General features: G+C 68.4%; 7 protein-coding genes. 5 read left to right on the forward strand and 2 right to left on the reverse strand.

The window, feature by feature from the left end; genetic code table 11:
- Nucleotides 1–11 precede the first annotated feature (11 nt).
- Nucleotides 12–218, forward strand: a complete 207-nt coding sequence (locus ACTMMA_RS03445) for a hypothetical protein (protein ID WP_441188697.1) — start codon at nt 12–14, stop codon at nt 216–218.
- On the opposite strand, the gene ACTMMA_RS03450 is transcribed toward ACTMMA_RS03445, so the two are convergent.
- Both ACTMMA_RS03450 and ACTMMA_RS03455 read right to left on the reverse strand, forming a co-directional pair.
- Entirely contained in the window at nt 195–1,397 is a 1,203-nt protein-coding gene (locus ACTMMA_RS03450; RefSeq protein WP_441188698.1) for an McrC family protein, read from the reverse strand. The genes ACTMMA_RS03445 and ACTMMA_RS03450 overlap by 24 nt on opposite strands.
- The gene (locus ACTMMA_RS03455) at nt 1,384–3,789 is read right to left on the reverse strand and encodes an McrB family protein (RefSeq protein WP_441188699.1); all 2,406 of its coding nucleotides are present in this window, start codon (nt 3,787–3,789) and stop codon (nt 1,384–1,386) included. Before ACTMMA_RS03455 ends, ACTMMA_RS03450 begins: the two co-directional genes overlap by 14 nt.
- A 50-nt stretch (nt 3,790–3,839) precedes the next feature.
- Here ACTMMA_RS03455 and ACTMMA_RS03460 point away from each other — a divergent pair, with 50 nt between their 5' ends.
- The 4 genes from ACTMMA_RS03460 (at nt 3,840) to pglX (ending at nt 12,390) form a co-directional block, all read left to right on the forward strand.
- Nucleotides 3,840–4,502 (forward strand): hypothetical protein, encoded by a 663-nt coding sequence (locus tag ACTMMA_RS03460; protein ID WP_441188700.1) that lies wholly within the window; start codon nt 3,840–3,842, stop codon nt 4,500–4,502.
- Between the two features lie 135 nt (nt 4,503–4,637).
- A complete protein-coding gene (locus tag ACTMMA_RS03465) occupies nt 4,638–4,898 on the forward strand; it encodes an NERD domain-containing protein (RefSeq protein WP_441188701.1) in 261 nt (86 codons plus the stop codon).
- A complete protein-coding gene (gene pglW, locus ACTMMA_RS03470) occupies nt 4,853–8,872 on the forward strand; it encodes a BREX system serine/threonine kinase PglW (protein WP_441188776.1) in 4,020 nt (1,339 codons plus the stop codon). The genes ACTMMA_RS03465 and pglW overlap by 46 nt, the downstream gene beginning before the upstream one ends.
- Nucleotides 8,869–12,390: a BREX-2 system adenine-specific DNA-methyltransferase PglX gene (gene pglX, locus ACTMMA_RS03475; RefSeq protein WP_441188702.1), complete on the forward strand. Its 3,522-nt coding sequence runs from the start codon at nt 8,869–8,871 to the stop codon at nt 12,388–12,390. The genes pglW and pglX overlap by 4 nt, the downstream gene beginning before the upstream one ends.

Consider the following 12,390-nt stretch of genomic DNA (forward strand, 5'->3'; position numbering starts at 1 on the left):
CCTCAGGCGAGGTGAACAGCAAGGCGGAGACGGACGACGTGCCCGCCGAGGCGTGGCCCGCGCGGGCAGCGTTCTACGCGCCGCAGTTGCGTGCCTATGCCAGCGTGGTCGAGGCCGCCGCCGGAACTCAGGTCGACACCGTCCTCGCGGGCAGCACAGCGACGGTCACGGTGGGGACGAGCACGTCGCAGCGTTCAGCCCTGAGTCGGTCGCAGTGACGCGTTCCGGTACGTCGGAGCGAGCACAGATTCCCTCGCGATACCTCGGAGTTGCGCCACCAGTTGTCGGGGTGACTGCGCCAGGTCCAGGTGCCTGACGCGCACGACTTTGTCGACCTCGTGAATGACGTGATCACGGTCGTCGCCTCCCTCGCCGTAGAAGAGAGTCGCCTCAGGCAGTCGAGTCGCGACTGCGTAAGCAAGCGCCTGATAGATGTCTGGGGATCGTCCAGTTCCTGAGTCGTCCTTCTTGTACTTGGCGTCGCCTACGAACCTCCAGCCGCCGTGCGGAGACCACCCCAGGTCAGGGTTGAGTCTGACTCGGTTCGCCTGGTCCAGGGTCAGCTGTCCGCCCTTCCAGGAGTCGGGCATGTCGATCTCAGAGGCGCCCCATGCGTTCCGGAGTGCGGTCCGCACGAACTGCTCGAAGACGTCGTGCATCACGAGAGTGAAGCCCTGGACCGCGACGTCTCCGGCGACCACATCGGCCATCTGCCCTCGGAGGATGACCCCCGCCAGCTCTACCGCTGGTCTGTAGTGAGCATTCCGACGGGTCCAGCGGACCTTGTCGGCAGCATCTGCGGGCATGGGCAGCGTCCCCAGGTTGCGGAGGATGTTCCATAGACGAGCCAACTCGGGGGCCACCCTCGGCGAGACGTGGTGTCGCCGAAGCACCTGGCAAGCGGCTCGAAGTATGCGGTTCTCCGTGGTGTCATCGTCGTGGACGTGATGCCGCAGGGCGATAGGGACGGGGAGCAGGCGCCTAGCCTGGATGGGCCAGGCAACCTTGCCCCGCACAACCCTGTCGTCCATGTTGACGGCTCGGTAGTCCCGAAGGAGCCCGCGAGCCGTCAAGGGCGCGCAGGCGCGCACGAACAGGCTGGCCATGCCGTCCACGAGGGAGTCGACCGACCCGATCGTCGAGATGTGGTCCTGCCAGCCATAGGGGTCGCGCGCGTAGGCCACCATGAACAGCACACGGTCGATGTCGATCTTGGGTCGGACGGTCACTGCCGTCTGGCCCACTGTCACCGACCCCACGACCCCGCCAGGTCGGACGATGAACTCGTCGGGGCCCGACCCCATCCGGATGGTCGCGTCGAAACGATCCTCCAGCACACGACGCACGGGAGGCTCGACCGGCAAGGAGGGCGACCAAGCCCACTCAGTCAGCAGCATCGTCGGTGACGGTCCCCTTGACCCGGTCCTTGAGGGTCGCGAAGTCCAGGCCCTCCAGCACTTCCGGCCGGTTGTAGAAGGTCTCGCGCAGGGTGGGCATCACGCTGTTCTCCCACGCCCGACGTGCCCGCACCTCGGTCGGTGGATCCCCCATGAAGAAGCTGGGGCCGATCGCCAGCTCGCGGTCACCGATGGCCCCGTTCACCTGCTCCAGCAGGTCCGCCAACCAGGTGAGCTCCGGCGCCAGTCGCTGCAGGTGAGTGCGGAGGATGCCGTCTAACGGGACCTCGCCGGGTCTGAGGTCTCGCACGTAGAAGCGCCTGCGCATCGCGGAGTCCAGCATCGTGATGGACCGGTCAGCTGTGTTCATCGTGCCGATAATGAGCAGGTTCTTCGGCAGGCTAAAGGGGGCCGTGTCGTAGGTCATCGTGATTTCGGCGTCGCGGTACTCCAGCAGGTAGTAGAGCTCCCCGAACACGGCCGGCACGTTGGCGCGATTGATCTCGTCGATGATGAGGACGAAGATCTCGTCAGGGTTGCCCCTGGCCTGCTGAGCCATGCGGAGCAACGGACCGGCCACGAGCGAGAAGCGACCGGCCTGCAGGGGATCGGGTCGCAACCCGGCGACGAAGTCCTCATAGGCGTAGGACGGATGGAACTGGACAACGCCAATCCGTTCGGTCGCGCCGGTGATGAACTCGGCCAGTGCCCGCGCGATGTAGGTCTTGCCGGTCCCCGGCGGCCCTTGGAAGATGAGCTGACGCTTCTCGCGAAGCAGTGCCACCGTCTCCTCGAGCCAGGGATGATCGGCTTCTGCGAACGAGAGCTCCTCGGCGAGGTCCTCGAGAGTGCTCGCGGTACTTATCGCTGGAGGAGGCGAATCATGCTGACCCTCCGACGATGAGGTTTCGACAGGCGCCGCGACGTCTTTCCCTGAGCGCCAGGCGTCGAATGCCTGATAGGTGTCGTTGTCCCAGCCTGGGATGTCGTCATGCTCGGCCACGAGCCATGCCAGCGCTTGCGCCTCGAGTCTGTCGGCGATGGGGCGGCCCGCATGCCGCATCGCAACGATGATCAGGTCGAGCCTCTCCAGGAAGAGTCCGTAGTGCTCCCCCGCCGTTGCACTCTCTTGTGCCCGGTATCCCTTGGTCAGGCGGGCGGTGGTCTTAGCAGGGCGGTCGCGGTACGGCGGCCAGGTATGTGGGTCTACGGCCATGAGAAAGACCGCGCCGAGACTGATCCTGCCGCCGAGACCGGACAGTTGTCCCGTCCGAGGCACGAGCTCGAGGAAGCGATCCATCGCCTCCGCGCCCCGGTAGGTGTCGAATGCTGCTAGTGCCTGCGCCGCGGCCTGGGGCTCGGCCTTGACCCACTTCCGGAAGTCGTCGACGACGAAGAAGTGCACGAGGTTGAAGTCGCCGCCGGTCATCGCCTTGCGGAGCTCTTCGTTCAGCAGGTCCGGATCCTCTCGCGCACGGAGCACGGCCTGGAGGTTGGCTGCGATGGACTCCTTGTAGTCAGTCTCCAGCTGGAACTGCTCCTCAGCAACGCGAAGGAGCCTCACGCCCCACTCCGCATAGCGGGTGACGGTGAGGTCGATGCCCTTCCACTTCTCGCGATAGGGCGTTCGGTACGGCAGCACGGCTCTGCGCTCTCCATACTCGGCATTGGGCTCAAGGCGGCTCAACACCTCGGCGACGTCACCGCCCAGGTCTGGCCAGGTGCTCACCACCGCCGCACGGTCGTCGCGGTTGAGCATCGGCGGGGTCAGATCCGGGAAGAGCAGGTGCTCGACGGCCCACATCTGCGACCACACGGTCTGCTGGTCGAGCTCATTAAAGACCTGCTGCAACTGGACCCGGTCGGTCAGTGCCGCCCGTCGCTGGTCGATCGGAAGCGACTTGACCCTGACGAAGAAGTTGATGAGGAAGGCGAACATCTTCCATCGGTAGTTGTTGAACGCCTGCCCTGGGTGAGCCACGCCTCCACGCAAGGCGTCTGCAAGATCATCTGGCACGCCGGACATCTGTCCCTCCCGGAAGTCGAGCACGGCCTGGATCGTCTGGAGCTTGGTCCTGCTCTTGACGGCGTCGGTCGAGACGATGAGGAAGTGCACGTAGAGCAGCTCGGCAGCCACTTGCACGGCATCGGTGCTGACGGTGGACAGCTGACTCCTGAGCTTCTCCACGAAGGTGCCAGGGCTGACGTCGAGGTTGTCCACGAAGTGCTCGACGAGTTCTCGGCCTGCCGCCAGACCGTCGAGCTGGTGGCCCCCGAAGAGGCTGGTGTCAGCGAGCAGCGCCTCGTCACGCCACCGTTCGGCCGCCGCGTAGAGGGGCTGGGCCGATGGCTGTGGGAGCCGAAGGGACGATCGCTGGGCACCGTTGTCCATGCCTGGAAGTCTGCCTGACCTGACCGCGGGTTGCGTGCCAGGGTGGGACGATGAGGACTCCCACGATCCGCATCGTCGACTTCTCAGGCGGCACGGACCTTCACCACTCACTCGAGGCCACCCGCAATCTCATCTTGGCGATCGCGGCGCTCTGGGAGGAGTCCGACGACGCGGTCTACGCGCCCGCCGAGCCTCTGGCCCACGTGGAGAAGGTGAGCTCGGCGGCTCCGGACGTACTTACGGCAGCTCTCCACGCCGAGGCGCTCGTCCTGCACCTCGCCAGTCACATGAACGGCAGAGGTAACGACTCCCCCGCGCTCTTCGGTCGCGACCATGAGGTCGCGGTCGCCACGGTCGCAGAGTGGCTGGCGGACCAAGAGCGCGGCATCTATGCCGCGTGTCTCTACGTGGACGGCTGCAACGGCGGGATGCGGAAGTTCATCCGGGCCATGCGCGACTGCCTTGAGGTTCCAGTGACCTACATCGGATCGCGTCGCATGGTCACAGAACCGGAGTGCACCCTCTTTGCGGCCAACTTCTACGGCGCCTTGCTCCAGCGCAAGGGCAAGGGCGAGGACCCGCTCGACAGGACCCGCGCAGCCGCCGAGCGAGCTCAGAAGGCGTATACGGCCGCCACCGGTTCCCAGTGTCCGTTCCGGGTGGAGACGGTCGAGCCCAGCAAGGCCGCCCTAGCGGCGTTCGCGGACGACTGACCAGCCTCACGTCCCTCGCCGGCCGGTGCAGACAAGCCTCCAGCCGCTGGTTAAGGTTGCAAGGGATGGCATCGATGACGACGCAGAACGGGGACAGGGAGAGCAGTGGCGCTCGGGGATGACCGCTGGGTCGAGGTGACGAAGTCACAGTTCGACCACGAGACCGCAGGTCTCGAGATCGTCCGCAAGCTCCTGCCCGACATCGCTCCCTACCGCGCGTGGTCCAACTTCGAGTTCCGCGACAACCACGGCCGCTGGCACGAGGTCGACCTCCTCGTGCTGGGCCGCGCCCGGCTGCACCTCGTCGAGCTCAAGTACTACTCCGGCACCCTCCACGGCAACGACCAGACCTGGATCCGCAGCGGCGGACGGGCCGAGCCTTCCCCCTCAAGCTAGCCCGTCGCAAGGCGCAGTACCTCGCGACCCGACTCAAGGACCAGCTCATCGAATGGTCCCGCAAGCAGGGCGTCCGCATTCCCGACCTCCGCGACGGGGTGCCGTTCATCCAGGAGGCCGTCTTCCTCCACCACCCCGGTCTGCGCAGCGAGCTCGGTGAGCTCGAGTCCAAGAGCCTCTACGGTCTCGACCACCACGAGAGCCAGACCGGCCTGCCCGGCATCTCCAGCCTGCTGCTCGAGCGCCCGCAGCAGCCGCACGTCGTCACGGCCACCCACGAGCGCATCGTCCCGGTCCTCATGCAGCAGCTCGGCCTCGTCCCCCGCCGCGAGCGGACCGCCGGGTCCTGGGTTATCGAGGAGTCCCTCGCAGGTGAGGGTGACGGCTGGCAGGACTGGCGTGCCTACCACAACGTCGACAAGACCCAGCACGGCCGCATCCGCTTCCGCATCACCCCTCCGGGTGCCGGCGAGACCGCCGCCAGAGAGCTGAAGAGACTCGCGACCCACGAGTTCGCCACCATGACCAGGCTCGTCCACGACGGTCTGCTGCGTCCGGTGGACATCGTCGAGTCTGAGCTCGGCACCGGGCTTGTCTACCCGGCCGACGACAAGCTGCAGCGGCTCGACCTGTGGCTCGCCGAGCAGCCCCAGGGGCTCGCGCTGGAGACCCAGCTCGACCTCGTGCGCCAGGTGGCCGAGGCGGTGCACTACGCCCACGGCAACGCCGTGGCCCACCGCGACCTCAGCCCCTCCGCGATCTGGGTCCGCACCCACACCGACGGCTCGCACAAGGTCCTGGTCGGCGACTGGCAGAGCGCCGGCCTGACCACCACTACCGCCCACACGGGCCTCCCGGCCGACGGGGTCACCGCCCTGCACGTGGCCTCCGCCGAGCCCGACGACGAGCACGCGGCATACCGCGCCCCCGAAGGCACCTGGCAGGCCAGCGCGGGTGACCGCTTCCGGCTCGACGTGTTCGGCGTCGGCGCACTGGCCTACTACATCCTCACCGGCGAGCCGCCCGCTGCCGACGCGGCCGGGTTACGCGACCGGCTGCGTCAGCAGGGTGGGCTCGACGTCAGCCCCGTGCTGCCGGCAGCTTCCGAGACGCTGCGTGCCCTGGTCCTCAACGCGACCCGACCCTCCCCCAGCGAGCGCACGCCTGACCTCGCGGCCTTCCTCAAGCAGCTCGCAGAAGCGGAGCAGGCGCCTGAGCCGTCCTCCGAGCCCGACGTGGACCCCCTCGAGGCGCGCCCGGGCGACCTGCTCGGCGAGGGCCGCTTCGAGCTGCGTCGACGCCTGGGCCGAGGCTCCACCGCCGTCGGCCTCCTTGTCGACGACGCACAGTCGACTGGCTCCGGTCAACGTGTCCTCAAGGTCGCCCTCGACGACTCCGCCGCAGCACGCCTGCGCGACGAGGCCGAGGTCCTCGCCCGTCTCGACCACCCCCGACTGGTCCGTCTCGTCGAGGGCCCCCTCACGGTGGGCGGTCGCACCGCCCTCCTCCTGGAGTCCGCCGGTGACCAGACGCTCAGCGAGGTGCTGCGCGAGCGCACCAGGCTGTCGCTGGACCTGCTGGAGCGCTACGGGACGGACCTCCTCGAGGCGCTCACCGCTCTCGACAAGGCTGGCGTCGACCACCGCGACATCAAGCCGGCAAACCTCGGGGTACGCGCGACATCGCGTGGAGTCAAGCACCTCGTCCTCTTCGACTTCTCCCTCACCCGCGCCGCAGCGTCGGCCACCGAGGCCGGCACCCCGCCCTACCTGGACCCGTTCCTGTCCTCGGAGGACCGTCCGCGCTTCGACTCTGCCGCCGAGAGGTATGCCGCCGCGGTCGTCCTTTTCGAGATGGCCACTGGCGCGACCCCCGTCTACGGCGACGGCAGCGCCCACCCGGCCTCAATCCGTGACGAGGCCACGATCCACGGGGCTGCCTTCGACCGCACCATCGCGCGCCCCCTGGTCACCTTCTTCACCAAGGCCCTCGCTCGCGACGCCAAGCAGCGGCACCACACCGTGGCGGACATGCTGCGGGAGTGGGAGGCTGCCTTCTCCCCCGACGCCACCACGATCCCCGACGACGCCGACGAGCTGGCCGACGCCGCGACCCTGGACATGCCCCTAGCCAAGGCTGGCCTGTCGGCCCGGGCACTCTCGGCGATCGAGCCCCTCGGTGTGACCACGGTCGGCGACCTGGTGGCGGTCGACCCCGTGCGACTCAACCAGCTCTCCGGCTCCGCAGACGCCACCCGCAAGGAGGTCAAGCGGCGCGCCAAGCAGTGGCGCACCCGCTTCGCCGACGCCGTCCGCGGCCTCGCCGCGCCCTCCACCGCAGCCTCGCTGCCCTCTCCCGTGGACGCGGCCCAGCTGCTGATGACCCACACCGGCAAGGGTCGCTCGGCCTCGCGCCAGGCCATGGCACGACTGCTGCTGGCCTCCGGAAACGAACTCGACGCGTTCGCCACCCAGGCCCAGCTCGCGGCGCACCTGCCCACCCCCGTCACCCCGGCGCGGGCGACCCAGCTGCTGTCCGCGCTGCAGGACGGCTGGGCCGACCACGCCCGCACCAAGGACCTGCTGGTGCGGCTGGACCACGCCGTCCGGGAGCGGCTGCACGAGCTCGGCGGGGTCGCGACGGTGGATGAGCTCACACGCACGCTCCTGGAGCGCATGACCCCACGGGGTATGGCGTACAGCCGCGCCGAGCGCGAGGAGCACCGCATCGCGCGCGGCCTGCTGCGCGTCGTCGTCGACCGGCAGCGCGCGCTCGTGCGTGCCGAGGACGAGGACGAGGCTTGGCACACGCGTCGGCGCGACGGTCGGATGAGTCTCATCGCGACCGACGCCGTCCTCATCGACATGGCCGAGGCCCTCGGGAGGGAGGCCGACCGCCTCGTCGCCGCGAGCACTGGTGAGGGCCACGACCTGCTGGTCGCCGCAGACGTGGTCACCGAGCGACTTGCCGGTGCGCACGAGCAGTTCGGCGCCGAGGCCGTGCTCGATGCCGGGCGCCGGGTCCGCCTGGCCGCCGCCGTCTCGCACCGGGCCGGCGCCTCCGGAGCCGGCGAGCTCCATCATCGCGACCTTCCCCCTGCCGCCGCTGTCGCGCACGCTCTGCGTGGCGTCGCCGCCCACCAGCTCCTCAGCCCGCACTCGGTCAAGGACCGGGTCCGTGCCCGCTTCCCCTCACTCTCGCCTCTGCCTGACCGTCCCGATCTCGACACCGTCGTGGCCGCTGCAGACCTCGGGCTGGTCTTCGACGCGGACAAGCGCGCCTACCGCAGTCGGACGGCCTCCTCGGACACCACCGGTCTCGACACCCGTCAGCCCACCCGGGTGGTCACCGACCTCGCCCCGGTGTCTGCGGTGGGCGTCGCCGGTCAGCGCCTACGCGACTCACGAAGCCGGCGGTCCTTCCTGGCTCTAGGTGTCCCCGGGCACCGGCTCGAGCGGGCGACCCGGGTGCTCAAGGAGGAGTTCGGCGCCCGCGAGCTGGACCTGACCGAGGTCCTCCTGCGCGCCGTGCGGGCACAGTCCGAGCAGGTGGGTATGCCGTGGGCCACGATCGAGGCCGCCGACGCCGCCGACCCGGAGACCACCCCGGCCCGCGGGCTCGCGGCGTTGGTCGAGCGGGCTCTGCCCGCCGTCACCGCTGCGGTCGAGGAGGCGATGGGCTCCGCGGACGAGGGAGCCGGTCCCGTCCTGCTGACCGAGGCGTCGGCGCTCTCTCGGTACGGCCACCTCGGTGTGCTGGCCCAGTGGACCGATTTGACCCGGCCACGCGCCCAGGCGGTCTGGCTCGTCGTCCCGCAGCTCCGCAACGTGCGCGGCGCGATCCTCGACGGACAACCGGTCAGCCTCAGCTCGCCGGGGCAGTTCCTCGCCCTGGACAGCGAGTGGATCGATTCCCGCGACCTTGCACTGCAGCACACCACCACCCGCACCACCGAAGCAGGAGCCGCTCCGTGACCGCGACCGACCGTCTGACCGCCGACCTCAAGGCCCAGGTGCTGGCGCTGGAAGACGACCTGCGCACCCGGGTCGCGGAGGACGCCGACCTGGAGCAGCGGTGGGTGCAGGAGCACCGGGATGCCGTGGAGGCCGAGCGCACCGCCGCGTCGTGGACCGAGTTCTTGCAGGACCGGCTCACCCAGTCCGCGGTCGCCTGGGTCCTGACGAGCGTCTTCGTCCGCTTCTGCGAGGACAACGGGCTCGTCTCACCGGTCTGGATCGCCGGCCCACCGGCGCGGCGGCAGGAGGCCCTGGACGCCCAGCTCGCCTACTTCCGGTCGCACCCCGAGCACACCGACCGCGAATGGCTCATGCAGGCCGTCAACCACCTGAAGCAGCTCCCTGCGACGGCTGCCCTGGTCGACGACCACTCCCCGCTGTGGCAGGTCTCGCCGTCCGGCCAGGCCGTGACCACGCTGCTCGACTTCTGGCGATCCAAGGACGACCACGGGGAGCTCGTGCACGACCTGCGCGACGACTCCCTCTCGACGCGGTTTCTTGGAGACCTCTACCAGGACCTCTCCGACCACGCGAAGAAGACCTACGCCCTGCTGCAGACACCCGTCTTCGTCGAGGAGTTCATCCTCGACCAGACCCTCGAGCCGGCCCTGGCCGAGCGTCCGCTGGAGGGGTTCAGGCTCATCGACCCCACCTGCGGGTCTGGCCACTTCCTGCTCGGGGCGTTCGACCGGTTCGTCGCACGGTGGCGGCAGCACGATCCCTCCCTCTCGGAGCGTGAGGTGGTGCATCGCGCTCTCGACTCGGTCCACGGCGTGGACCTCAACCCCTTCGCCGTCGCCATCGCCCGCTTCCGCCTCACCGCCGCGGCTCTGAAGCATGCCGGCCTTAGCAGCCTCGAGGATGCCCCCAGGGTGCCCCTTCATCTGGCGGTCGGGGACTCGCTCCTGCACGGCCGGGCCGAGAGCGAGCTCAACTTCGGCCCCTTCGACCCCGACGCCCAGCTCAGCGGGTTCACCTACTCCGTCGAAGACCTGGAGAGGCTGCGCGACCTGCTGCGCCCCGGCCGCTACGACGTGGTCGTCGGTAACCCGCCCTACATCACCGTCAAGGACAAGACCCTCAACCGCCGCTACCGCGAGCTCTACGACACCTGCAAGGGCAAGTACGCCCTCACCGTCCCTTTCATGGAGCGCTTCTTCGAGCTCGCCCGACCCGATAGTGACGGCCCCGCTGGCTGGACGGGGCAGATCACCTCCAATTCCTTCATGAAGCGGCAGTTCGGCTCGAAGCTTATCGAGGATTTCCTCGTGCGCCAGGACCTGCGTCTCGTTGCTGACACCTCTGGCGCCTATATACCTGGTCACGGCACACCAACCGTCATCATCGTCGGACGTCGCCAACGGCCGATGGGAAATACGGTGCGTGCAGTATTGGGTGTCCGCGGTGAACCAGGACGACCCGAAAATCCGGAAAAGGGGCTCGTGTGGCGCGCGCTCGTGGACAACGTCGGGGCACCTGGTCATGAAGACGAGTGGGTCACCATCGCCAATATGAACCGACAGCATCTTGCCACTTTCCCATGGACACTGTCTGGCGGTGGAGCAACGGACCTCGAAGCCAAGCTCAGCGCCATTCCCCGCAAACTTGCTGATGACGTCTCATCTATCGGCATCGTGGCTGTCATAGGCGAGGAAGATGCATTTGAGCTGCGGCCAGGTTCGCGAGCCCCGTCGATTCCCCTTGTTCTCGGTGAAGCGGTCCGCGACTACTTCAGCCATGGAGTGGCCAGATACTGGCCATATGATGCAGACTTGCGGAAGCTGAGCAACGATAGTGGCTTACGGCATATGTGGCCGTATCGCACCCTGCTATCGCGCACGCTTATGTTCGGTCAAACGCGTCGCGGGCGGGGTCTGGATTTCGATGAGTACATGATGCTCGCTCGAAACAAACTATCCCATCCGCTATCAATCACGTTTGCGGAAGTGGCGACCCACAACCATTTCGCGTTGGACCGCGGTGGCAAGATATTCAATCAAAAGGCCCCCGTCATCAAGCTGCCGGAGGGCAGCACCGAGGACGACCACCTGGCGCTGCTCGGGGTCCTCAACTCCTCGACCGCGTGCTTCTGGCTCAAGCAGAACAGCTATCCCAAGGGCGGTGACCCGATGGGCCAGGACGGCGCGCGTGTCTCCCAGCAGCCTTGGTCCGACCGCTACGAGTTCACAGGGACCACCCTCCAGGACTTCCCGCTGCCGGCCGACCTGCCGCTCGCCCGCGGTAGGTCGCTCGATCAGCTCGCGCAACGTGCCGCGTCCCAGACCCCTGCCGCAGTGGCCACCGAGGGCGCACCGACCGCCGCGGTTCTGGCCAACGCGCGTTCGGCATACGCCCATCTGCGGGGGCGCATGATCGCGGAGCAGGAGGAGCTGGACTGGGAGGTGTACGGGCTGTATGGCCTGATCGAGGACGATCTGAGGTACGGCGGGGACGACCTGCCTGACGTGGCGCTCGGGGAGCGCGCGTTCGAGATCGTGCTGGCTCGTAGAGTCGCCGCTGGGCAGGCGCAGACGGCGTGGTTCGAGCGGCACGGGTCGACCCCGGTGACGGAAATCCCGGACCGGTGGCCCACGGCATACCGCGACCTGTTGCAACGCCGGATCGACCTCATCGAGTCCGACCGGTCGATCGGCCTGCTGGAGAAGCCGGAGCACAAGCGTCGCTGGGCGTCTGTGCCGTGGGAGAAGCAGCAGGAGCAGGCGCTGCGCGGGTGGCTGCTGGACCGGCTGGAGGACCGGCGGTACTGGTTCGACAACCAGGGCCGGCCAGCCCCGCGCAGCGTCGCGCAGCTGGCCGACCTCGTCGCCCGGGACGAGGAGGTCATGGATGTGCTGGCCCTGTGGGAGGGGCGGCGCGACGTTCCGTTGACCACCTCGCTCACCCGCCTACTCGTCGACGAGGCGGTGCCCTACCTGGCGGCATACCGGCTCAAGGAGACCGGGATGCGCAAGCGGGCAGCGTGGGAGGAGACCTGGGACCTGCAGCGGCGCGAGGACGCGGGCGAGAAGGTCGGGCCGATCCCGGTGCCGCCGAAGTACACCAGCGCCGACTTCCGCAAGGCGTCCTGGTGGCAGGCGCGCGGCAAGCTCGACGTGCCCAAGGAGCGGTTCATCCTCTACCCCGACGCCGGGCGCGCGACCGACCCCACCGCGCTTCTGGGCTGGGCCGGGTGGGACCACGCGCAGCAGGCGCTCGCGCTGAACATCATTATCGGCGAGCGCGAGTCCGAAGGCGCGGAGGACGCCCAGCTGGTCCCTCTCGTCGCCGGGCTCGCCGAGCTGCAGCCCTGGGTGGAGCAGTGGCATGCCGACATCGACCCCACCTACGGGATGCCCATGGCCGAGTTCTGCCGCGAGCAGCTGCAGGACCGCAGCCTCCAGGTGGGCCGGACGGTCGAAGAGCTGGCGGCATGGCGGCCGGAGCCGGCACGACGTGGACGAAAGGCGAGGAGCTGA

Source organism: Ornithinimicrobium panacihumi (genome assembly GCF_052073805.1).
In the GTDB taxonomy this organism is placed as follows: Bacteria; Actinomycetota; Actinomycetes; order Actinomycetales; family Dermatophilaceae; genus Ornithinicoccus; species Ornithinicoccus panacihumi.